This is a genomic window from Candidatus Nanopelagicales bacterium (assembly GCA_028687755.1).
Classification (GTDB): Bacteria; Actinomycetota; Actinomycetes; order S36-B12; family S36-B12; genus UBA11398.
The window spans coordinates 20,966-45,631 of record JAQTZL010000009.1; the positions used below are offsets into that span (position 1 = coordinate 20,966).

Sequence of the window (24,666 nt, forward strand, 5' to 3'; positions counted from 1 at the left end):
GTTACCTGGTTTGTGAGTATGTGTCACGCTAAGCTCCGTTGATAAAAAGATAAGACAGGATAGGCGTAAAGCCTATCCTGTCGGTTTAGTTCATGAAGGCTGCCTGTGGCGTGATGAACACGTTCATCGGGTGCTCTTGTCTGTCAAGCCTCCGACTGAATGTCACCTCAGGGTGCTTGAAGATGGCCTCCAACTGTTTCTCATAGATAGCCAGACCACCGAAGTCTCGGTGACGGAACAACTCCAACTTACCGGCACAACTGGGGGTGGGGGAGTTACGCCCCAGTCGGTAGTTGCCGGCACTGGCGTTGTATGTGGTCGTGGCATAGATGAGCACTTCCAGCACACTCATGTTGCACTTGAAGCGATCAGCCACCACCTGCATCAGCATACCCAGCTTCTGATCGGGGTCAGTGATCTTGGCTTTGTTGGTTTCAACGATTGACGTGATGCTGTTCACCAGCGTCAGCACGTTGGCTTCCTTCAAGGGGTTGGAGAACACCGGCTCTTTCGGATTGAAGTCGTCCAGAGGGATCACAAAGTTGCCTCGGTGATCAGACTCCATGGTGCACGTTTTGATGTGCATCAGCAGAGCCTGAGTCAAGATACAGTTGCGATCTTTGTAAGAGATGTTCAGCTTCTCCTGAGTCGGGGTCTTGGGCTTCATGTCACGGATGGTGACAGAGTCCAGTTCACCGATCTTGGCCAGACCGATGTTGGTGTGTTGCATGTTAAGCGCGTCCACTAACCGCCCCACAGAGGCGTTAGGTAACACCAGCTGCAACCCTTTCAGATTCAGTCCTTTCTTGAAGTAGAGGAACCCGTTCTCGTCTGGCCTGAAGTAGTTCTGAGCCGCAAGTTCCAACATGATAGCTGACTTCCTGACCGACTGTGTGATGTGCTTGGTCCCCAGGATACCCTGAGAGATTTTTTCCATCACGTAAGCCGAGAAGGTGTACCCCAGGTTGCTGCTTGGCTCAAAGTTCTGCGAGAGTTCTCCAAGGCAAGTGGTGCAGATTCTGCTGTCGTCCGGATGCTTGCAGTGTAGCGAGGACCGAAGCTTGATCAGCTTGTTGTAGAGATAGCTTTCATCTCCTTCGATGCACTGAAGCTGGTTGGTTTCTTCGTTCAGGAAGTACTTGCCTCTGAGGTTATCGATGTTACTCGGGGTAACCTCAGCTGCCGTGTACTCCTGACTTCCACAGTCACCCTGCCAGATCTTGTCCACCACAGCCGCCAGCACCTGGAATCGACGTGACGTGTATTGTGATGTGGCAATCTGTGTCCCGTTGGCGTTCAGGGATTTGGCCGCTGTGTTAGACTCGGCGATCAGCTCGTACAAAGTCCCCATGCCTCGAATGAACCCATTTTTGATAGGTGTCGAATACACGGTCCGCGACAGATCTGTCACAAAACCGCGAGGGCCGATCGTCTGATTGGACTGATTGTCGTTGGCAGCTTTAGAGCGGTAAGCGGCAACAAACCGGTTAGCGTCTTTGGTGTTGACAACATAAGTCTTGATGTCACGGTAGGCTTGATCCATACCTTCTGGTGTGGGTCTGAGGTTTTCGTGAATCTTGACAATGTCTGGATGCGTCACTGTGCCGATCAGGTCTTTGCCAGAGATTGTCGTCATCCAAGGACAGACACCCAGAAGGATCTCATTTTGGATGAAGTCCACGATCTCGTAGACCATTTTCAACAAGGGTGCCTTCTGGTTGTAGGTCTTGAGATGGTTTTCTCGGCAGATGTGCTTAAAAATACCGTCTAAGAACTGGATGTGGACTTCGCCATTGAACCCGGTGGACGGGATGTAGGTTCTGATGTCGCAGGCTCTGCTGAGCGTTGCCGGGACCACATGCAGCAGCTCCCAGCAGTACCGAGAAAGGATGACCGCCTGTTTGTTCATCTCGGACACGTGGCCGTCCTCGAAGACCACGTTGAAACGCTTACCTTGGATACCCCAGATTTGCTGTCTGGCGGGTGCGATGGTTTGCAAGATGTCTCTTGCTGACACCGTCGTGGACTGACTCATTGTTTCTCCTTGTAATAAACGAAGTCGATACCGGCTGCGGTCATGATGTGCTTAAGCACCTGCACGGACTTGCCTTGTCCGTAAGGGATACTCTCGCGATCCACCACGTAGTTTTGATCAAAGGTCTTGTCACCCTGAAGGGCGTTCAGGTAGATAGCCTTGTGTGAGATGGGGTTCAAGGCCACGTCCATGATTTCGGCGATAGCCTGCTGTCCCATGTACGACATGATGATCCGTGAACCTGTCTCGTCGGTGAATCGGCCGGGTGTCTGCGAGTGCGGATACCGGGCTTTGTCGACTGGCGCACCCTTCACAGGGAAGCCGAAGTTGTTGACACGACTGCTGCTGACAGCAGAGAAGGTGTTGGCCACTTTCTCCATCCAGATGAAGTACATGACACCGATGCGGATGATGTCCACGGTGGTTTCGCGGTTACCCAGAGGTGACACATAGGTCACCGGACCCTCATGTGGCGCGTAAGGCGAGTTCTCCAGATCAGTCAGGACATCGACCACGCCCCGCTCGTTATCTGGAGGGTAGTAGATTGGTAGGATCTTTTCCACCACTCGCTTCAAGAAAGCCGCGAACTCATCGTCAGTCAGACTGTCGATATACCCCACACCGTCTGAATTGAACAATGCATAGAAGTCACGAATGAACTGTCTTGCATAGCCATATCCCTCGTGGGGCATGACTTGCAAGAAGTTAGCTCCGTACCGCTGTGTCAGTGTGTTGATCAACCGAACGCGGTTATCCCGACTGGCTGCACCAATGTCCAGCTCGTATGCACGACCTGGATTCATCCGAGAGATGGTGCTGGTGCTGTCTGTGATGATGTCGGCACGGTTACCTAGCTGATCCACCGGCATGTGGTCATCGGGCAAGATCGCACAGATCACAGACTTGGAGGCATGTCCGTCGCTCAGCTTGTGGCCGTAGTTCGGAACCACCAGACTGCGTGTGATCACCTCGACTCGATACTGATCGATAGGTATCTTCCGGTACGACATGCGGTTGCGTCCATTCTCGGCCATGTTGACCTTGATGTAGCAGTCTGACATGAACCGATGCAGTCTCGGTGTCTGACGTATCTTGGCGCCTGCTCCGTAGAGCGTTTTCTTTTCAGCCAGGATCTGCTCGTACGTGCGGATCACTTGCTTGTAGTAACCCACCAACAAGTTGGCGTACTCGTCAAGCTGTTCCGTCATCTGAGACGCAAACTCCGGCTTAGGGTTGTTACCCCGAATCACCGTGATGTCCACCACCTCAGAGTGTGTGTTGACGTATGTCATCTGGTCAAAGGTGGGGTCAGCGTCCCGCAAGTTAGCGGTTGACAGATCCACCGGAGAGAACCAATCATTGCGCTCACGCACGGCACATAGCAACCCGTCTGGACGAGTCTTCTCACCGATGTCCGGCAGAAACTTGAACGTCTTGTCATCGCCGTACAAGTTCAGCGGTATGGTGGACTTGTTGATGTAGATCACGCGTTTGAGGTAACTCTCAGACACCGAACGCTTGGCAAAGCTTTCTGAAACCACCACACCGTCGTCTGCCACGGACGGGTGCGACATGAAGGCCACGTTGGCGGACACGCCATACATGTAGTCACCCTCTTCGCCATAGCTGTTGGTCTGGCAGAGGATATCGCCTTTCATCAGTGGCGTGTTGTACCCCAGTTCCCTGGCCAGATCTGTTTGTTTCAGACGGTAGCCGAAGAAGTTGTGGTTGGCTTTGTACACGGGTGTGTCGATGAAGTCGATAAAGATCTCACCTTCTTCCATGTACTCCACAAACACCAGTCCGCCTGGTGATTCAAAGCCACGACCTTGATACCGAGGCAACACAGCTTTGACGATACAGTCGCGATCTGCGCGCACATCGTCAATGGTCTTCCCAAACTCGTACTCGATGCCCGTCTTGATGATGCGCTCATCGGGATACAGCAGCGCATGGCGCCCAGCAAAGTGACTGGAGTGCATGCATCCGCGCGGTGACGACGTGTTACCCGCGAATGAGTTATCGGCTGCGGTGGACAGAAACTCGTGGCGCAGTTCTGTTCGCTTATTATCCATGTGTCATTTCCTTCGGTTGATGAAAAGAATAGCCAGTATAAACCGGCTGCGCAGTGATTATATATGTGCCTGACCCTGAGTCAGATGACCTTACCAGATCGGGTTCCTGGAACGATAGGGATACCAGCTAACCACCGATGAGACAATGTGGTACTTGCGTTTTTCAGCGTCTAAAAGACCCAGTATCTTTCTTCGCAGAAAAGTGCGATCTGACCGAAGCAGATCAAACGGCGAACAGTTTAGGTTGAGTCTGTGGTAACTCACCGGCGGAGTCTTCAGATCTACAGAACACAGCCCTACCACCAGCACCCATCTGTACCTGTTGTGATCAGCCGAGTGGCTGACTATCTCCTCCACGTAAGCAAAACCTTTCAGGTCTTCTCTTGTGGTCGAAGAAGGCGTTTTGAAGAAGGTGTATCTGTCTCTGACAGCGGGATGGGCGTAAGCGTAGACCACCGCTCCTGTGGTAAGGTTTCTTTGAACGATGCGTATCAGCTCTCCGTCAAAAGCGTACCAGTTACGCTGTGACCAGGCACCTGTATCAGAAGGGACAGATCCCTTCCGGAATCTCAGTTTGACCCACTGGGTCAGTCTTTGAAGTAAACCCATTCTCGTCCACCCTCCGTCCAGTCGTTTTTTGAGTTGCCTGCGTCTACGTGCTCATCGCTGTACACGATACGCTTAGCGGTTGTTTTAAGCAGCACCTGAATGCAGTTGCTACAAGGGGTGGCTGTGGTGTAAACCGTATGTATGGGTGCGGCGCCAGGACCTAACTGTCGGTAGCGTTTCTCCGCGTTCACCTCAGCGTGTGTCGCCTGACAAGATGGCATTTTGTGCCCTATGTATGTACCTACTCCGTCGCACGGAGAGTCGATGCAGTTGGTCACGCCTGGTTCGCGTCCGTTGTATCCCGTAGACAAAAGTTGCTGGTCTTCAGAAACAAAAACCACCCCCACCTTGCGTCTTGCACAAGCTCCTCGCAGAGAAACTGCGTATGCAATGAAACTCCAATAGGCATCCCAGTCAGGACGAGATGTTTCAAACCAGCGACGGTTTTCTCGAAGCTCTCGTCTGGCAGCGGTCATGAGGTGTATAAGTTCAGTTCGGGACAATTGTGTCAGGTCCATGATATCTCCATGTTTCTCAGAATGACTTAACGACAGTAAAAAGACCACACGACACTCAGGTGTCGTGTGGCTTGTTGGTGGCTCAAGGTCGTCTCGCACAAGTAGCGGGGCAGAGGCCTCTTAGCATAGGCTTCGGATCTTTGCCTGCTTTCTCTATGGCTCTAACAGTTGCATGAAACAGCGTATGCCACTCTGGGCATACATCCCTGTACTTTTGAGACATTCTTGTCACAGTCAGGAGAGTCATGTACGGAAGCGGCATCTTTGCCAGCATTTCCAGCTCAGTGTTGAAGGTAGTCATGTCCTGGTCAGAAACCAAGGAGTCGATATAGCACGCTGAGTTAAAAGCGTCTGTCTCCCAGTGGTCTTCATCGGTAGAAAGGCTAGAGAGCCATGGGCTGTATTCAGGTTTCATCCTAGGCTTTCTTTGAGGTGCGCAATTTGACTGAGTTCAGTGTGCCCAAAGGTCGGTGGTGTGTTCACACCCTCTTTCTGGAGGAACTGGACGACAGCGTCTTCCAGCGTGTCTTTTGTCTGAAAACTGACACATCTACAACCGGACTTACCGCGTAGCTTTCTACCACCCACCCCTGTTGCGAAAGACATCTCCACACGACGATAGCATATAAACGGCAGCATATCCCCTATGCGTGCCAGGAACCCGTCAAAAGGTTTGTGGTAGATGTGGTCGACGTACGCCGCGGCATTCTCGATAAGCGTACTGTCTACGTCCACTGTAGAGAACGTAACCAGATGAATAGGTTTATCGGTACGGTGGCTGTACCGTAAACCCAGGTGTTTTGCCTTTTTTGGTGTGAACGGTGTTTGACCTTCTACCCGTATAACGTTGTTGAAAGCGTCAAACGAAGCCCGTCCTACGTAGTGTGTGACTGTGATAGGGTTGTAGTAACACCTGTGTTCGGATCCCCAACGCGCAAATAGCGTAGAAAATTCGGATTTGTAGTACACCCCGTATCTGTATTCGGAGTAGTTTTCGGCTTTATGCCTCGGAGCAACTGTCTTTAGCGACAGAGATATCCAAGCCAAGTAAAGATCCAAATCAAGCTTGGAACGACAGTGTGTTCTGACAGAGTAAGTCAGTAATCCGCCGATACTGAACTTTGGTGTTCCAAGATCCAGGTCAAATTTTACCAGGTTAAACAGATTCAAATTTATGCTGAACCAAGCGTTTTCTAGTGTTCGGGGCTGTAGACCGATGCGCAGGTGCAACTCTGAATTTTCACTGGGTATCCAGTTGGTAGGTAGGTTAAACTCGATACGGTACCACATAAACCGAAGTTTAAGAACATGGTATCTGTAGGTCTTGGTACGCAACTCTCCACACTTGCTATACTTTTCTTCCTCGATGTACCACTTCCACTGCAGACTGATCAAAAACCAGTGCGACAAAGCTTTCAGCTTCTCTAAAATGTTTCTGTAAGGCATGTGTGTTGTCCTTCTTAAATGTTTCTCAACATTCTCACATAGAAAACAATTTGTTGATCATGAAAGGACACGTGTATGCTTTCGCACCTGATGGTACCCATGCCTGGGCTACCTGACTACACTCGTATCAACGAGACCCTGCTTCACATGGACTTTGTGAATGCCAACTACAGTTACCGTGAGGTCGCTGTCACACCCACGGAAGCCGATCGTTTTCAAGGTAACCTGTACGGACTGTTTTACCATCTGTCCATACCACCAGAGCTTCACATGTACACCATGCAGCTGAACGGTTGTTTGAACCCGTTGAACTATGACGGCAAGAAGCAGGTTTTCAAGGTTCCGGTACTGCCACCTATCGTTGATTGAATAAGAGCCTCTAGGAGCGGTTTAACCGCTCCTAGAGGTATCTTTACGCTTTCACAAAGAAGTTAGGGCTGCGACTGACCGTTCCGATACGACCCACCTGGTAGTGTAAGTCAGCTTGCCAGGCGTGTACCTTGCCGTTATGTGAGTCGATGTTTCCTTCTCGGAACACACGAAACTTGATCACAGAGTCAGGTTCTATCTCTGAAGACAATATACCTAACTCTTCGGGTACCTCTGTGACCATGTGCATGTACCGTGAGTTCTGTGTGATCGGATGGTCCACGTAGATGGTGTCAGAGGTCGTCGGGAACATGGACTGTCCGTGTCCCTTAGCAACGATGTACTGAAATCCCCACCGTACTGTACCTGTGTTGGTGGTCATGGGCATCCAGTGCACATGCGGAAAGATCTTGGTGTTCATGGCGATGTCATGGTCAAAGTGGAAGTCCACCCACACCTGTGTCATGGTTGTGCCACTGAAGACATAGCCGTAGAAGCCCGGTATGTACTGCTCAAATGTGGGGTTGTTGGTACCGCTGGTACCTCTGACCTCGAAGTTGGCTTTTAGGTCTTTCCAGACCAGATTGCCATTGACGTCCAGTGGGGAATTTTGTCCGTCCAGTTTAGGGACCTGAATCGCTCTGGTGAAGATACGCGACTTAAGCTGTGTGTTCATTTCTTGTTCCTTTAGGTGCAAAAAATGAAGGACAGTCTACCTAGGTAGGATTAACCTACCTAGGTGCTGTCACTGGTGATCAGGTGTCAGTCTTTGGATGAACATAAGGGAAGGCAGCTCCATAAGCAGTGTTCAGACTGCTCAATAGGGCACCGTAGCGGTCGTGATATCCGCCCGATTGATCAACCGCCGTAATGACACTTGAAATAGCGGATTTGTGCGCTTGCTCGATGACCTGAGACACCATGTTGCGGCTAACAGCCATAGCAAGTGAGGTCGTGATATTGTCCACACCTTGGTTAACCTGCTGCACGGTTTCTTTGAGGAAGGCTTCGTTCAGCTGACTCTGGAACTCTTGGTTCTTTTCAGACAGGATCTTGAGGATCATGGGTTTGATGAAACCTTCCAATGCCTGGAAGACCATGGCTTCAAATCCTGTCAGACCCACAGCTTGTTTGTCTGAGAAACCTTTCCAGGTGAAGTACTTATCGATCGTTTCGGCTATTTGCTCACCGAGCTTGTCTTTCGGAAACAGTTCCATGAAAACCTTGAAGACTTCTTCAGTCATCCGCTCTTGGACAGATTGCGGGAGTGCGATATTTGACACGGTGAGTTTCCTTTGTTGATGGGTAAAATGAACACTCTACCGCCAGGCCTTGTGAGCCGGCGGTAGAGTGAGTACAGTCAGCGACCTTTTTGTCGCTTTTTCTTTTCGGTGTAATCCGTGGCGCAAGCGCCGTTGCAGAAGAGTTGGTTGTCAGCCACATCTTCATAGCAGTTCAGGCAATAGCCTGTGGGTTCGAGATGGTCGGTCTGTGACCCCACACGTCGAACTGTGTTGTCCAAGCGTCCTTGTTCCTCTTCAAACGCTTGCTCCAGAAAGTCCATTTTATTATCCCGATGACAGTGAGTTAAAGAAAGGGGTTAGGTGGGAGTTATCCCACCGTATTCCCTCTGTTCAGCTTTTCCGGTATCAGGTTAAAACGGAGCCCCTGGCGTGTAGGGTTGCGGGTAGCCCGGTGCACCGTATACCGCTGGAGGTGGCATATAGACAGCCGGTGGCGGCATGTATGTCGCCGGCGGCGGCATCTGCACAGGTTGAGGGAAGTAGGTCGGAGGTGCCATAGGGCGACCGACCATACCTGGGCTGGGGTATCCCACGCCTGGCATCATTCCACCGTAAGCAGCCATCTGCCGCTGAGCCATCATGTTCCGAACAGTTTCTTCTGGTGAAAGTTGCTGTGGGACCTGTGGATAGACCGGCTGAGGCTGCTGTGCACCGGGGTACGGAACAGCTTGCAGCTGCTGAGGTTGTTGAGCCGCTGCCACTGGGGGCGGCACCGACGCCGCTTGGAAAGTCGGAGGTGTTACCATAGCCGGTGGTTCAGACTTCGGTTCGTTCAGCTTGAGCTGGTGGCCTTCCAGACGCACGTTGGTTTGATCGGGGATCAGCCGGATTGCCGCAGTGTGTTTGTACATGCCCTCCAGTTGGGTGGACCAAGCCAGGTCCGATACAGCTGTGTCCAGATCCAAAGACGGCTCTTGAACTTCATTCAGCAAGTCGACCACTTCGTTCATGCGCGACGCCACCTGGAAGCTGGAGAGCAACAGCGCGTTGAACATGCGGAAGGTGTTGTGGTCTGTACCCACTGTCATCTCGTCAGGTACATCGTGCAACGGAAACAGGGCCGTGAAGATAGCCAGAAGGCTCACCACGTCCTTTTTACGCAGCGTACACCCATAGACAGCATACTTGCCATCCGCAGCCTCCAGGGTCTTTTTCAGCTCCGTCAGAATGTGAACATTCAGCTTGCCGATGGCCGCGTAAGGTTCGCCTTTCAGTTCACCGTTCTTCTTGAGGAAGATGTCGAACAGAAAGGCTTCCTTGTTGGCAGTCTGAGAAGCCTTCAGCAGCTTGGCAAACTTGTCGATGGTGGTCATGTCTGTCTCACCGACACTGGAGATGAACTCGACCGCTTTCGAGGTCTTGACCCGCTGCTGCAGCATGGGGTCTGAGCAGATCCGGATCATGGCCAGAACGATGGTGGACAGCTTCAAGTTCAGCTCGAACACCAGCTTGCTCTTGAACAGGTTGAACTGGCTGTTGATGGGAACAGCGTAGTTCTCGTTCAAGGGGTGGAAGATGTTGCGGCCTTCGGGGTTCTTGAGGATCTCATGATGAGGAAGCGCGATGGGTTTGTCGTCCAGCGTGAACGCACCCAGCTTTTCGTTGATGTTGACAAGGTTGCCCTTGTCGTCTTCCTTCAGTCCAGCGTAATTGGCCACGCTGAGATAGAAGGTCTTGATCGAATTGTCCATGTTGGTCCTTTCTTAGAACGCGTAGCGAGGTTGAGAATCCATCAGTGTGTTGACCACACTGGCGACGGCATGTGCCGCGGCATCAAGTGTGCCTTTGTCAGGTGTGACCACCTGCGAGTAGAGGCTGCTGGCAAAGGTGGGTGCTGTGTACCAGACACCTGGGTAACCGCCCAGCTGGAGAAAGATCTTGGAGCCACCGAACAGGTTCACGTGGCATTCCATGTTGATCGATATCTGGCCGGACTGTGTCTCGTTGATAAAGATCTCCGAGAAAAACTTGTCCTTGAACACCTCCAGAAGGTAGTTGAACTCCTGAGCTGCCAGACTCAGGAACGAATTGAAGTTGAGAATCTGAAACACAGACTCACCGGCAGCCGACACCATGTTGTTTGCCATGAAGGACAGGTCCTGGAAGCCGTACTTGGTGGCAAGGGCCACGCAGTTCTCCAGCAGGTTGTAAGCCCGTGTGGTCACGATGTCTTGACCCATCCAAGCCTCGCCCACTTCAGGTGTGTTGGTCAGGATAGGATTGCTGAAATCGGACGTCAACTGGTACACCTGGAACCGGTCATAGATCGTGGGATCGATCCGCATCAAGTCGCCCATGGTGAACATCGGCCGAGTGACATTGTTGCCGGAGATTCGGCTGAGAACCCGAAGGAACTCGGTCTGCGCGATGTTGGGCTCGGTGAACTGACCGATCGTGGATTGATCGGTTTCCACCTGGTAACTGTTAACGTGGATCTCCCGTGACTTGGTAGCCACAATGCTGCCGGTCAACACCCTCGCCAAGTACTCAGAGGCGATACCGTTTTCAGTGGTAGACACCACAGCGTGTTGAGCAAAAGGTGAAACGATCGACTGCACGTTCTGTGCGGTGAAGTCGTGTTGATCACCATACTGCGTCATCACGTTGGCCAGCTCAGTGGCCTGAACAGCGTTGTACAGATCGGTCGGACGCTGTGTGTACACCGTGGCATTGCCGTAGCCCTGCTGGTTGTACACCGCGTTGTAGAACCGCAGCAGCTTCTCAGACCGCACCACACCCATGGGTGTAGAGATCATGGTCGTCGTGGTCTCGATCACGTTGTTCACGCAGTGAAGCATGGTCGTGTCGATAGTGGCGCTGCCGGACAAGAATGACATCCCGTCGTGCTCGGTGTACCCGAAGAAGTACGAGTTGATCTGTGTGCCCAGGTAGTCCACATGACTGACCTTCATCATGAATAGGTACTTGGGTTGTTGAACCCAGCTGCTGTTGATGACGCCGGCGTAGGCCACCGCTGACGTACCCATGATGCCAGAGGCAATCCCGTTCAACATCCCGGGTGTCACCGAGCCAGCTTTGGCTTCAGCCATGCGCTCAGCCAGTCTGTCAGAAGCTTCCGGTTTGACACTGAACAAATAGGGCCGCATGGGCATCGGGTTGAAGTTCCGCATCGGATAGTAGACCACCGACTCAATTTTGTACTGCGTGTGCGCCAGAGGTGCCAGCAGGTTGTTATTGTTCATGACTGCGGGAGGTGCAAACATACGTGTGTTTCCTTGGTTGTTGATGAAGGCTCTTATTATACATCTGATCCAGATGTTTCCTGGTGCCTCAGGTGGGTCGACCTGAGTTCACGTACTGAACAAACTTGAAAACAAGCTCGTTGACGTTAGGCGGAGAGATGAGATATCCCAGTGAGTTGATCAGGTCCTTCAGGTGAGCAGGCGGACTGATGGGTGTCCAGATGCTGTTGGAGATTTCTTTAGCGGCTTCAGAGATGGTTTTCTCCACCACTGAGGCACGCCCTTCTTCTTGCACAAAACCATAGTTCTGGCTGAGACCTTCTACCACGCCACGATTGACACTGTTCCGGATCACCACGGACATGTAGTTGTGGTTGCTGGTCTTTTTCGACGTCAGGAACAACGCGATGAACGGATGACCTTCAGCGATCAAAACAGTCCTGGCAAAGATAGCCAGCTCGATCAGCTTGCGATGCTCGATGTAGAACAAAGCCCTTGGGTTGATGATCTTCCCAAGGAACCAGCCCAGCATGTACATCTGTGTGTCTTGCAGTTCACAGTCGATGTATTTACCGATGCCACGAATCTCTTCGTGGTAGTCGGTCAGATCGAAGTCAGGACGACCTAACCCGATCAGCAGGTGCCGAACAGACGAAAGCGCATTCTGGATCTCCATCACTGTGCCGATGGGCATGTCTGACGTCTTGCGATAGTTCTCAAACGTCGACATGTCTTCCTGACCACTGGACCCACTGGTCTCGCGTGAGTCACGGCTCTTGATGGACAAGCCATCAGGCGAAGCGAAGTTGCCCTTGAACCGGATGGTCTGGAACACATATGAAATGATGTTACATTTCTTGTGAAAGAAGTCGATCGGCAGGATCTTGCTGAACAGAACTTCGGACATCATGGAGTCCAGGATGTCATCGTCGGAGAGACCCGCAGTCAGGATCAGGTTTTCGTTCTTGCCAGATCCGATCAATGTCTTCTGGTTGACATCGATGTAGGTGCGCAGCTTGGTGGCTTCGGGGCACTCGTACAGCTCACTCCGTGCAAAGAGCATGAAGATCTTGTAATGGTAGTGCTGGGTCACCTGTTTGACGTGCGTGTAGTAGTCCAGGAACAACGGTGTCAAGATCCGGATAAAGATGATGTACACGATCAAGTCGGTGTACTCAGACTTGATGTACGTCTTCTCCTGCGTGGTGTTCATGTCCGGGTCGTAGACATAGTCGTGCAGGATGTTATCAGGATAGATGATCTTGTCTGACCGATGCCGGAGCCAGACCTTGAAGTTTTCGTAGTTCAAGAGACTGGTCACATGAGCGATACGGCTCTCCAGAGCCTCGACCGTTTCTTGGCTGTCGAAGTCCACCGGCTGCTCAGTCTGGTAGAGTTTAGAGAACACGTCGAACACGTGGTTCTGAGTGGACTCCGACAACTCACCCAGGTACTGGTTGACCTGGTCGTACAGCGTAGCCGCATGTGTCAAGTCTTTTAGGAAATCAGAGAGAACGATCTCGATCGTCTGTTTGCCCTCACAGCTGACCTGAAGGACAGTCAGACCGTGGTCTGATGTTGCGACTTGATAGTTGATGATTTGTTTCGGCATGCTTTCTCCTGTGTTGATACAGTTGTTATATATGGGTTTGACGCGGAATCAAGGTACAAGTACTCCCTCTTCGATTAAGAAGAGGGAGCATGAAACATCAAAGACTGAAACTGTCGAGATCGCTGAAGTTGTCCGTGGACTTGGGTTTGGTCTGACTCTGGAAACCAGTTTCGCCAGGAGTCACCAGCGGCATGGGTTTGCGGATGCCGTGGGTGTACTCTTCGTTGGTGTAGTTCACCATGGCCACACCGACAGCTGTCGTGAACATGTTGGCGATACCTTTTGCCATGGTACGAGACACGACGCTCTGGTCCACAGGCTTATTGCCGTCACGCACCTCATGGTACTTGGACGGCTTGAACGGAAACACGATTTTGGGCTTCTCGTTGGCAGTGAGTCCGATGTAGACGATGCCTTCACCGGTGATTCCCATGGTCAACAAAGCTTTGATTTCTTTGCGGTCTGTGGGTTTGTTGTTTTCCCAGGCGGTGGCCTCTGAAGTGATAGGGACACGATCACCAGGCTGACCTTTTTCTGCCAGATCCACCAGCATGGTCATGACCATCACAAAGTGAGGGATGTCCATAGGGAACGTGATCATACCCTCACGACCCTGAATGCCCGTGTTCACTGTGAAACGAGGGTTGCCATCGCGGAACCCCAGCTTGAAGGAAGCGCGCTTGCCGTCTTCTGCGACAGGGCTGTCAGCCCACAGAACGACTTTGGCCAGGTCGTAATAGGTCTTGTAAATAAGTGGTTTGGGCTCAGACATCTGGTTTACTCCGGTTGATGAAATTGACGTTAGCTGGATCTTCGTCTGAAAAATCAGAACATAGCCAGCTGGTTAAATAAACTTACTTACCCCTCTCTGGGGAGTTCAATGGTTTGAAGTTTTCCCCCTCTTCTCTATAGGAGTTTCTCATGCAGGCATACCGTAACGTGGGTGGCGTCGTCAAGCAGATCACTGTGGACACTGATCCCGCTGGCAACCCCATCCTTCCTCCCGACACCACAGTTGACCCTCGTCCTGAAGCGCTGCCCGACCACTACGTCACAGTCGTCGGCAAGTCTTGGGTGCAGATCCCTGTGCCTGTTGTGACCGTGACCCTGGACAACCTGAAGGCTGCCGCCATGGTTCGCTTTGCCAAGTGGCGTGAACAGCACATCAATCGCCCTGTTGAACACGAGGGCCGCATGTTCGACGCTGATGAGCTGAGCCGCTCTCGCGTGACTCAGGCTTTGACGGTGCATTCGTCGATCGGTTTCCTGCCGCCCGCTTGGTTTGACGTGAACAAAGTGCCGTTCCCTTTGGCGGACATCGATACGCTGAAGGGCATTGCCACCGCCATCCTGACCTCTTTCGACAACGGCTTCTTTGAAGCTGAAGTGAAGCGTTCGCAGATCGCCGCAGCCACCACAGAAGCCGAGCTGGCCGCTGTCGACATCCCCGAGGTTTTGATCTAAAAACCAATGCTCTACCTCACCTCGGACAAACCGAGGTGAGGTAGAGTTTATCAGCGTTGGTGACAGTGATACGCTATGAACTTTTTTGCACACTCAGTTAGGTGTCTAGGATCAACTGTTCCCTTTCCGAACTCACAGCTGAATTCAAAAATACCCCACTTCCGGTCGGATGTGATAAACAGATCGACACTGTGTAGGGGCAACTGAAGAGCGGATATACCTCGCATAGCGTAATTAAGCAAGTTCACGTACTCAGTTGCCCGATCCATAAACAGCGCTATAGCCAGGCTTCTGTTTGCCATCTTGTCGATTTGATCCTCTGTGATTTTGCCGTTAATGTGAATCCAGTCCTGAGGACCGTTACCCCCTGTGACAACCTTTCGAGGGATCAGGTCATCGCCAAAAGAGTTGCCCAGTGGTGCCGTTGTTCTTTCTGAAATGTGCCAAGGGTGACCATGTTCATCTGTTAAAACACGAAACTCTAGCGCCACATTCTCAACCATCTCTTCGATGATAAAGTCTCCCATCAACAAACTGACCCCCTCTGGCACTGCAGTCCCAGACTTTGTGGGGCGGTCACCTTCAGTTGAAAAGGAGCAGGGTGCCGCCGGTTTCCCGTCTTTGGGTGTCACCAGCCTTTCCCGCATGAAATCAAATACTCCTTCGGTTTTTTGCTTCATGAAATGAATAGTCTCATGCACTTTCCAGAGACTGATCGCGTGGGTGTCCACAAACAGTTGACCGACGCCACGGGCCCCTAGCGAGGGTTTCAGCACCAGATACCGCTTATCAGTCAACACGTGACGCGGTTCTGACCAAGAGCGCATGGGATGGAAGTCTGTAAACTGCGCAAGTTTTGCCACCCTGTTGACGAAGGCGGCCTGATGGTCTTTGGAAACCCGGAAGAATTCGATCCCAGCGTAGCTGTCGCGACGTGTTGGAACAACCGCATCTCCAAGAAACGATATATAAAGATCAAAAACGCAGGAATGTTCCCCGTTGATGACGTTGAGCTTGCAGTCGTTAGCTTCGACAACTGTATAGGTATTACCCTCTGCGTCCGTCCATGAATCTGGAAGATGTTGGAAGGCACTCAGTTGTTCTATTTGGCTCTTGTGCAAGCCTACGATGTACGTGGTTTTATCAGCCATGGTGGGTCCTTTAAGTTGCTGTCAACAGTTTGTAAGTCATCTCACTCATGAGTGGGTGAGCGTTTTTCTTTTTCAGTGATTCGATCAGCTCCATCCGCTCCTTGACAGGGGACGGATGGAACATGACGTTATCACCCAGCTTCACCAAGAGGGGTTCAACAAAAGGCAAGAACGACATGTCTGTGTCCTTGATTTTGAAGTACTTGGTGTTCCAGTCTTTCCTGGTCTTGATCGCACCTGTGTGTGACTCCAGGAGATCCAGCCTGAGAAAAGAGCTGTGACTCAGAAGGTCCCACGGTACGTGAGTCAGCACCAGAGCTGACATACCTTTAGGAACTTCCAAGTGTTCTTTGTACACGGTGAACCCGTGTTCTTTCTGTGCGCGTGTGACACAGTTGTATTGGATAGCTTGTGTCAGCTTTTGTTGATCTGTGGAAACAGTTCGGATGACGTCGCTGTGCTTCTTACTGGGTGTCTCGTAGGTGTGCGAGTAGATCACCAGGTTGAGGTTCTCGTAGCTGAACAGATGCTTCAGGTACTCGATCTCTTGTGTCAACACCTTGTAGTAAGAGTCCACATCAAAGAACACCTTACCGGGTGTCTTGACACCTTGAATGATGTTTCGGACAATGGTGTTCAGGTTGATGAGGTAGGCATTGTAGTTACCTCGGTTGGCCTTGGGTGGTGGTTTTCTGTCAGGGTCTATGACCTGGGAGACCGGATCAAAGATCGTCTCTAGGGCCAAGCTGGTCCCTATGCTGACAGGGAAACCTGACGTGGCTCTGGCAAGGAAGATATCCTCATTTTCCATGGTGTCAGTCTTTCATGGTTTCAGTGGAAAAGTCCGCTTTGAACACAGAAGCAAATTTCATAAACTTCTGATGTTCAGTGGGTGTGAGTTGGTGCTTTTGCTGGACAGAAGTTACCAGCATGTCGTAGATGCTGGTTTCGGTGAACATCTGCACAGCTTTCGTAAGATCGTTGGCATCTGGTATATATGTGCCTGCAAGGTCTTCAGATGCCCCTTTGGGCGTCTTTTTAGTCAGGTTGATATGCTGGTACCTGATCTGCAGTTCCTTGAACACAAGCGCCAGTTCATGAGTCTCTTCTACCAGAAGTCGGACATAAGAGCCTTCTGGAAAAGTCTGCATGAGTTTGTCTAGCTTCTGAAGTGTGAACTTGGGTGTGATCTTGACAGTCTTGTAGATCCAGGCTTGAGTGTTGATATGAAAGGTCCAACGATCACCGATGACTTTGACATACCCTTTAGGCTCTTCTTCGTTTTGCGCCAGTCTTTCTAGGCTGCCATTGGCGACGATACGGTCAAAGCTGGTGTGGGTGTGGAAGTGACCTATATGGATAAAGCCCTTGACCAGGCGAAGCATGTACGCTTCATCGTAGGTAAAGGCTTTTGTTTGCATGTGCGCTACCTGATAGCTGAACTGACCGTGCAGCATCGCCATGTCCACCTGAGTTATCCCATGCTGACTCAGCTTCTCGTTGACTTGACGCTCTAGGTCTTCTTGGGATTTGCACCAGACGTCAGGGATATAGAGAACATGCCTGTCGTACTCTGGGAAGTACTCTATGTCCAAGACACGGTGATAGGCCAAATCTACTTTGTGCTGACGCATGTCGTTCAGCTTCACCAGAACAGTTGACTGATACCAGTCGTGGTCTGGTGTACCTTCCAGGACACGCAGTTTGATCTGATAGGTATAGCAGTAGTCCAGCAATCGATGAAAGAACTGGATAGCTTGTTGAGCGCAGACAGATTTCAGTGTCAGCAATCTGTCGTACAGGTCACCGTTAATGAACAGGATATCGATGTCCTGGTTCTCTTCTGTCAGTATGGTGTTGACAAAAGAAGATGCAATATGGCTTGTGGGTGTTCTGGGATGTCCCAGATGGATATCCGAGGTTGTCAGATAGGTCAACCGCCCACAAGGGGACTTGACCTTCTGGAGTGTGGGGATGTTGTTCATGGGAGATAGGAGGGTAAGATCAGATCATGCCCGAGTCTGGCAAGAAAAAATGCTTTAGTTCAGGGTCACTCTACTGGAGTTTTTTATGTCGACTATTCAAGCGCAAGCCCCTCTGTTCATGACGGTGGCTCCCACACAACCTAACCACGCTGTTACGAAACAATACGTGGACAATGTGTTTGCAAACATCCCTGGCTCTGCTTTTGTTTCTGGCGCGTTGACTCACGAGAATCTCCCAGGGTTCACAGGAGCTTTCACTGTGGCGGCTGGCGCCAGCGAGACAGTGTTGTCCGACTCTGGTATAACCGCAGGTACTTATACCCGGTTGAACGTGAACGCTTCCGGTATCGCTGTAGAGGGTCGACAGCTGGAGACACCGGATGTTCCCGGTGTACCTTGGAGCAAGGTCACCACAGGCAAACCCAACACAGCTGCTGGATACGGGCTGTACGGACTGATCGGTCGTGGCGGCGGCCAGGCCTACAACCCGGTGACTTCTTCATCGGTGCCTGTGAATTCTGATCACCTGGTTACCAAGGGGTTTGTGGACAACTTGGTCGCAAGTTCCCCTGTTCAAACACTGCCGGTCGGGTCGATCATTCGTCACATGGGTGAGGTACGTCCCGACGCCTCATTCTTGCGTTGTAACGGAAGTCTGCTTTTGAAGGCTGAGTACCCGGAGCTGCACAGTAAAGTGGGTGATCGGTTTGGAGCTGACACCGGTTTTGCATCTGGCAAGCCATGGACCATGCAAAGCAATTTCAATGGCACAGCGGGTCTGGACAGCTATCCTGTCTTCACTGCGTCCGGACAAGCTCTTCCTACCGCAGTAGCCTACTCTTACGTGGCGGCGACCAACAACAAAGTCTACGTCATGGGTGGGGTGATCGATGGGTCCATTACAGACAACGTCTGGGTGGCGAACGTATTGGCTGACGGCACACTGAGCGCGTGGAGCGGAGCACCCTCTTTGCCTGTCCAAAGTGCCTGGGGACAAGTGGTGGTGGCGCGTGGACGCATCTACCTGATCGGAGGCCTGACCAATGCTACCGTCGGATACCCTTCTTATCCTGACTACAGAACCTGGTCCGCCCCTATCAACGCAGACGGGAGCGTTGGTACCTGGAGAGCTGAAGCCAACTTGCCTGTGGGCACACACCAGATCAAAGCGGTGGTGATCAAGAACTTCATCTACGTGTTTGGCGGGACATCTGTGGACGGCTTCACCTACCGCATCAGTCGTGCGCGCATTCTTCCTGATGGAACACTGGAAGCCTGGAGAGCACATGCGACGATGCCTTTTGGTATTCAGTACTGTCATGTGGCGGTCTGGAAGGATAAACTCTACCTGGTGGGTGGCGCGGATGACGCAGGCTGGTCATCTAAGGTGATCTACTGTGATCTTGACGCAGATGGTTCTCTGGGGGTCTGGAAGAAGTCGATGGTTTCCATGCCTGTGGTGAACTTCCCTTCCGACATGCTGATTGTCAAGAACAAAATGTACGTGATCGGAAGTATGTCGGGCGCCTTGCCTCGGATATACGGGGCCACAATAGCGGCCGACGGAACGCTCTGGAGCTTTGCTCAGAAGGGCGGAAACCTTCCCGCTGATATCACCTGTACGTCGATTGTGACAACGCACAAGAAGCTGCACCTATTGGCCAACTTTGTGTACGGCGCTAACGCTGTGACCATGACCTACCACACCAACTTCAGCGGCGGTAAGCGTGACTACACACCCTACTACGACGAGAGTGTTGCTGGACTGGTCCAGGACATCCCTGGCAACGGTCAACCTTGGGTAAACCAGGTGGGTATCAACCTCACACAGAGCGGCGATCTTGGCGCATGGACTCAAGTTTTACCGACGACTTTACCGCCGCTGCAATTGCACACCTCGTTTGTGACCAACGGGTATGCATACGTTGTAGGCGGGTATACGTTAGTCGGAGGGTCCAGTGCCCCTAATCAGCTTATCTACCGTTCGGCCGTCAGCGTCACCGGTGAGCTTGGTTCTTGGACGACAGTACCCAGTCCTGGTGGACGCCGCTATCTGCTGTCAGCAATGGCAGTTAACAAAACAGTATTCTTGATCGGCGGTGACGTCCACGACGACCCGCTCAACCCGACACTCTACAGTGCTGAGATTTTGGACGACGGTACACTTGGAGCATGGGTCGCCTTAGGGCAGACTCGAACCAGGTTTCTGGGTAACGTCGTATTGACCAAGAGCAAACTGTATCTGCTGGACGCCAACTTTGTTGAGGGTAACCTCTCGTCGGTCGCGGATGTTCTTCCTGACGGAAGGTTTGGCAACTGGCGCGCAGCTGATCTGAACCTACCGTTGATTAGCAGTCGGTCCATGGTTCGCACTTCTGACAAGGTGTACTTGATCGGCGGAACAGCCGGAGTCAGTGTGACCGACACCATCACCGACACTCATGTAGCTGATATCCTTTCGGACGGTACCTTATCAAACTTCTACGCGGTCTCACCGTTTGCCACCGGAATCAGTGAAGCGAAGGTTGTTGTTACGGATACGACGGCCTATCTGTTCGGCGGTCGGTCCTCTACCGGAGAACTGAGCGACGAGATCCATAAGGCGACAATTAACCCTGACGGCAGTCTTGGCGCGTGGACATCTGGCGGAACCATGATGCACAAATGCGCATCTGGCTCGATGTTTGCGACATCTTCGGCACTCTACCATGTAGGCGGTAAAGCTCAAAACGGATACGGTGACGAGTCAGCTATCGCCGATGTCTATAAGGTACCGTTTACCGGCGGCCTGAGCGACTACTCCAACTACTACAGAGAGCTGAACTACTTGACTTCGGACAAGTATTTCGGGCTTCCTGACTACACTCGTAAAGAGTCTGAGATGTTCAATGTGAACTATTTTATTAAGGTGAAGTAACGAGTAGGTGCCGGAGATCCGGCACCTACTCGAAAGTTATGTTGTGAATCCCTTTTTTACCACCAGGAGTTGCCATGCGCTCGTACCTCATCAACGGACAATTCACGTTGACTCAAGACCCCGTTGCTTCCAACGAAGTAGCCACCAAACAGTTTGTTGACAACACCTTCGGTTACCTGGACGCTTCTGACATCACGGGCGAAGGTCGCCTTCCCGGAACGATGCTCCCAGGTATATCCATTTTGGCCAACACTGACTTTGTGTCTACTGCTGGTACCGGCGTTCTGTCGCTGAGGACTCGTGTCTCGGCCGGAACCTACACCAGGTTGCAAGTCCTTACACGCGGTGTGGTAAGCACAGCTGGCGGTCTGCAACTGTCTGATCTGACCGGTCTTCTTCCCTTTTCCAAATACAGCGCTGATCGACCGAGTGATCTTGACGGCTATGGAATCACCGACGCTTTCTCTGCCACGGATCGTGTTCTGACAGGACCACTTTCTTTCACTGGTGTGACCTTTACCAATCCTGCTCATTTGGTTACCAAAGGTTATGTTGACTCTTTGGTTACCGCTGGTGGTGGCGGGGAAGTAGAAGGCGTAGAAACAGGTGATATCCTGGCGTTTGCGTCTGAAACAACGCCCGCTGGTCACTATCGGTGCAACGGCGGTGTATTGAATTCTGGGACCAACGCCGCTCTGTTCACAGCCATCGGTGATCTGCATGCTCCGCATTACCCTACGGAGGCTGGACGTCCTTGGCTCAATCAGACACTGGGTAACCGTTTGCAAACCAGTCCCAACCTTGGTACCTTTGCGAGCAACGGCACACTTCCTGTAAACTTAGCAGGAGCATCAGCAGCTGTCATCAAAAATCGGGTGTACGTATTTGGCGGATTTACAGGTGCCGCTTTTTCTTCGGCCATCTACAGTGCCCCCATCAATAGTGATGGTTCTTTTGGTAGCTGGTCGAACGTTGGCACGATGCCTGGTTCTGTATCGCTCTATCACAGCGTGGTGGCAGCTAAGGGGCACGTATACATCATTGGCGGTATGGCTGGTACCACCGGTGATAACAAGATCTATCGCGCAGCTGTTGCCGCTGACGGCACACTTGGGTCTTTCGTCGAAACTTTGACCATGCACGTTGGTATTCAGAGTGGTGCCAGTTTTGTACACAACGATACCCTGTATGTTGCCGGGGGCGGAAATACCGGAGGTCAATCAGTTACGTCTGTTGTTTACGGAGCCAAGATTTCCGAAGACGGCTCATTGGGTATCTGGGCTCTTCGCGGCACTATGCCTGTCGGTATGACAAACATGGGCGTGGTCGTCGTGCAAAACCGTTTACACCTGATCGGTGGCGGTGATTCCATGAACGCAAACGCTAGTGCGACTGTCTTGACGGCTACTTTCGGGTTTGACGGATCACTTGATAACTGGGAGTTTGGTCCCGAACTGGTGGAGCGCCGAGGGTTTGGCACAGTCTTTTCTACGGCAACCCATATGTACTACATTGGTGGCACCAATGGCAGTGCTTACTTGAACACTGTCTACAATGCACGTATCCTTGCTGACGGTCGCACTTCGACATGGGCCATCAATGGAGGAATTCCTGTTTTGTCAGTTATGGGAGCCATGGTCGCCACATCTGGCAAACTCCACCTGATGGGTGGCAGTCCTAACGGGGCGGCAACTATTGTTAACACCATTTATACCGCTACTATTTATGGCGGACAGAATGATTACTCTGAGTACGTTGAAGACAGTCGTGAACTTTACGCCAGTGGTTCAGGGCAACCCTGGCGCCAACAGTACGTCTTTAATACGGACCAGACACTGCCTCTTGGTAGTTGGGTTTCACACGGAAATCTTCCGGCTACGCTCAGCCAGTCTCAGGTTGTGGTCACTAAGAATCGCATCTTTACCTTAGGTGGGTACGTTAACGGATTATTTTCGGCTAATGTCTATAGCGCCCCGATTGACTCTGAGGGTCTGATTGGCGCGTGGGCATCTGCTGGATCTATTCCGCTTGGTGTGGTGGCCAGTCAAGCAGTTGCCTGCGGTGGTCGCATCTACGTGCTGGGTGGCGCAGTCAACGGTGGTCACTCTGGCGCAGTTCACTTTGCAGAAATCAACGAAGACGGCACACTCGGCAGCTGGACAACGACAACCGCTCTGGCAACTACTCTGTTTCACAGCCAAGCCGTCGTAACCAAAAACCGCATCTACTTGATCGGCGGCTATGCCAACGGTGGACGCACGTCCGACGTGCGAACAGCTGCGGTGAATGCCGATGGCAGTCTTGGTGCCTGGGAGGCAGCGCCTAATCTTCCTCAGACGGTGTATCAAGCTCAAGCCGCTATCATCGATGACACCATCTATTTGTTCGGCGGGTATGTCAACAACGTAGCAACACCTACATCGTATTCAGCACCTATTCGGTCAGACGGCACTATCGGAAATTGGTCGGCTGGCCCTGCTCTTCCTGCAAGCATCGCTGCGGGTCAAGCCGTTGTAACGCGCGGGCGAGTCTATCTCATCGGTGGAATCGTGGACGGCGGTCCGAGTACCTCCGTGTATTCCGCGGTTATCCAAACCAATGGCTCACTGTCTTCTTGGGCAAGCGGTGCAGCTCTTCCGTTCACGGTCGTCGATAGTCAGGTGGCGGTCACAGAAGGTTACGTTTACTCGATTGGCGGCGCTGTTAACGGATCTAACTCGTCCGTTATTTATCGAACAGCGTTCCTTGGTGGTCAAAACGACTATTCCAGCTACTACGTTCGTGACAAAGCAGTGTCCGGAACAACTATCGCTGGCGCCGGCAGACCCTGGGAGCAGCAGTCCGACATTTACACTGGTCCAAGCACCGGTGGATGGCAGATGTGGTCGCCATATGGGGAGTCCCTGCCGGTTTCCATCAGTGCAGCTTCCGTCATCGTCACCAAGAATCGTGTCTACACTCTTGGTGGGTATGTGAACGGTACTCCATCCTCTGCCATATATGGCGCGACCATCAACGGTGTGAGCGAAATTAGCACCTTCACCTCTCAAGCCGTGACACTGCCGTATGCGGCCGCCAACACACAGTCCGTTTTTACCAAGAGTCGGGTCTATGTGATTGGTGGCTTTAACAGCACCGTGGGTGCACTTAACAAAGTTTCTACCGCGACTATCAACTCAGACGGCACTCTCGGAACTTTCTCAGAAGTTGCAACTTTGCCCAACACTTACGTTGATTTCAGTGCCGCAGTTATCGGCGCTAAGCTCTACCTCTTCGGCGGGTCTGTAAACGACGTCACCGTCGCAACTGTTGTCTCTTACCCGATAGACTCGGACGGGGTGGTCAACTTTACCACAGCGACCGCCGAATCACCACTGGCGCAACCTATTCGCGGCGGGCATTTGGTGGTTCTCAGCGATCGTGTTCATATAGTCGGCGGCATGAACGACGCGATGGACGTTGTCGCCAACACCATGAATGCCCCTATTGACAGCGGCGGCAATGTCGGCACGTGGACACTGGTTCCTGCTGATGAAAACTCTTACATCAGTAGCGATGTCATGTATGCTGGCACTATCGTTCTGAACAACAAAGTGTTTCTCATCGGCGGTAAGGACGCCTATGGTTACCCACAGTCCGTTATTCGCTCAGGCGAAATTACTTCTGGCAACATGCTCGGCACGTGGACCGAAGAATACTACCTCAACTTAGAGCTGAGTGACCCGATGGTGTTTGCGTCCAACAACAACCTCTACGTGGTCGGTGGGGTAGATTCTCTTCAAGAGGGTCAAACTCAGATCTACCACGCACCTATCGCAAACGGTGTGACAGATCTTTCTCCCTACTACGAAGGTGTTAGCTTCGGCGGCGGCCCCTCTGGCGTGAACTTCTATCTCCCTAACCTGGAGACTGAAGAACGTCTGGGCCGCTACTACTACATCAAAGCGTAAATAAGCTCTACCCTACCAGGAGTGATCC

General features: G+C 51.9%; 16 protein-coding genes. 4 read left to right on the plus strand and 12 right to left on the minus strand.

Features of this window, described 5'->3' with window-relative positions:
* Positions 1 to 85: 85 nt before the first annotated feature.
* The 3 genes from PHN51_10210 to PHN51_10220 form a co-directional block, all read right to left on the minus strand.
* On the minus strand, positions 86 to 2,035 hold the full coding sequence (locus tag PHN51_10210; GenBank protein ID MDD2819147.1) for a hypothetical protein: 1,950 nt from the start codon (positions 2,033 to 2,035) through the stop codon (positions 86 to 88).
* Positions 2,032 to 4,110 (minus strand): hypothetical protein, encoded by a 2,079-nt coding sequence (locus PHN51_10215; GenBank protein MDD2819148.1) that lies wholly within the window; start codon positions 4,108 to 4,110, stop codon positions 2,032 to 2,034. Before PHN51_10215 ends, PHN51_10210 begins: the two co-directional genes overlap by 4 nt.
* A gap of 1,538 nt (positions 4,111 to 5,648) precedes the next feature.
* The gene (locus tag PHN51_10220; GenBank protein MDD2819149.1) at positions 5,649 to 6,683 is read right to left on the minus strand and encodes a hypothetical protein; all 1,035 of its coding nucleotides are present in this window, start codon (positions 6,681 to 6,683) and stop codon (positions 5,649 to 5,651) included.
* A 75-nt stretch (positions 6,684 to 6,758) separates the two neighbouring features.
* On the opposite strand from PHN51_10220, the gene PHN51_10225 reads away from it, so the two are divergent.
* Positions 6,759 to 7,052, plus strand: a complete 294-nt coding sequence (locus tag PHN51_10225; GenBank protein ID MDD2819150.1) for a hypothetical protein — start codon at positions 6,759 to 6,761, stop codon at positions 7,050 to 7,052.
* 43 nt (positions 7,053 to 7,095) lie between these two features.
* Here PHN51_10225 and PHN51_10230 read toward each other — a convergent pair whose 3' ends face one another.
* The 6 genes from PHN51_10230 to PHN51_10255 all read right to left on the minus strand — a co-directional run bounded on the left by PHN51_10230 (position 7,096) and on the right by PHN51_10255 (position 13,943).
* A complete protein-coding gene (locus PHN51_10230) occupies positions 7,096 to 7,728 on the minus strand; it encodes a hypothetical protein (GenBank protein ID MDD2819151.1) in 633 nt (210 codons plus the stop codon).
* 79 nt (positions 7,729 to 7,807) lie between these two features.
* On the minus strand, positions 7,808 to 8,335 hold the full coding sequence (locus PHN51_10235; GenBank protein MDD2819152.1) for a hypothetical protein: 528 nt from the start codon (positions 8,333 to 8,335) through the stop codon (positions 7,808 to 7,810).
* Between the two features lie 371 nt (positions 8,336 to 8,706).
* Positions 8,707 to 10,047, minus strand: a complete 1,341-nt coding sequence (locus PHN51_10240) for a hypothetical protein (protein ID MDD2819153.1) — start codon at positions 10,045 to 10,047, stop codon at positions 8,707 to 8,709.
* 12 nt (positions 10,048 to 10,059) lie between these two features.
* Positions 10,060 to 11,580 (minus strand): hypothetical protein, encoded by a 1,521-nt coding sequence (locus tag PHN51_10245; protein MDD2819154.1) that lies wholly within the window; start codon positions 11,578 to 11,580, stop codon positions 10,060 to 10,062.
* Between the two features lie 67 nt (positions 11,581 to 11,647).
* Entirely contained in the window at positions 11,648 to 13,171 is a 1,524-nt protein-coding gene (locus tag PHN51_10250) for a hypothetical protein (protein MDD2819155.1), read from the minus strand.
* A 97-nt stretch (positions 13,172 to 13,268) separates the two neighbouring features.
* A complete protein-coding gene (locus PHN51_10255; GenBank protein ID MDD2819156.1) occupies positions 13,269 to 13,943 on the minus strand; it encodes a hypothetical protein in 675 nt (224 codons plus the stop codon).
* A 167-nt stretch (positions 13,944 to 14,110) separates the two neighbouring features.
* Here PHN51_10255 and PHN51_10260 point away from each other — a divergent pair, with 167 nt between their 5' ends.
* Positions 14,111 to 14,635, plus strand: a complete 525-nt coding sequence (locus PHN51_10260; protein ID MDD2819157.1) for a DUF4376 domain-containing protein — start codon at positions 14,111 to 14,113, stop codon at positions 14,633 to 14,635.
* A 50-nt stretch (positions 14,636 to 14,685) separates the two neighbouring features.
* On the opposite strand, the gene PHN51_10265 is transcribed toward PHN51_10260, so the two are convergent.
* From PHN51_10265 to PHN51_10275, 3 genes are read right to left on the minus strand one after another with little or no spacing between them, the layout of a single operon-like run.
* On the minus strand, positions 14,686 to 15,786 hold the full coding sequence (locus tag PHN51_10265; GenBank protein MDD2819158.1) for a hypothetical protein: 1,101 nt from the start codon (positions 15,784 to 15,786) through the stop codon (positions 14,686 to 14,688).
* Between the two features lie 10 nt (positions 15,787 to 15,796).
* Positions 15,797 to 16,597: a hypothetical protein gene (locus PHN51_10270; protein MDD2819159.1), complete on the minus strand. Its 801-nt coding sequence runs from the start codon at positions 16,595 to 16,597 to the stop codon at positions 15,797 to 15,799.
* 4 nt (positions 16,598 to 16,601) lie between these two features.
* A complete protein-coding gene (locus PHN51_10275; protein MDD2819160.1) occupies positions 16,602 to 17,771 on the minus strand; it encodes a hypothetical protein in 1,170 nt (389 codons plus the stop codon).
* Between the two features lie 85 nt (positions 17,772 to 17,856).
* Between PHN51_10275 and PHN51_10280 the strand changes: the two genes are divergently transcribed.
* Together PHN51_10280 and PHN51_10285 are read left to right on the plus strand one after the other, a co-directional pair.
* Positions 17,857 to 20,688: a tail fiber protein gene (locus PHN51_10280; GenBank protein MDD2819161.1), complete on the plus strand. Its 2,832-nt coding sequence runs from the start codon at positions 17,857 to 17,859 to the stop codon at positions 20,686 to 20,688.
* A 74-nt stretch (positions 20,689 to 20,762) separates the two neighbouring features.
* Positions 20,763 to 24,638: a tail fiber protein gene (locus PHN51_10285; GenBank protein MDD2819162.1), complete on the plus strand. Its 3,876-nt coding sequence runs from the start codon at positions 20,763 to 20,765 to the stop codon at positions 24,636 to 24,638.
* The last annotated feature ends 28 nt before the right edge of the window (positions 24,639 to 24,666 follow it).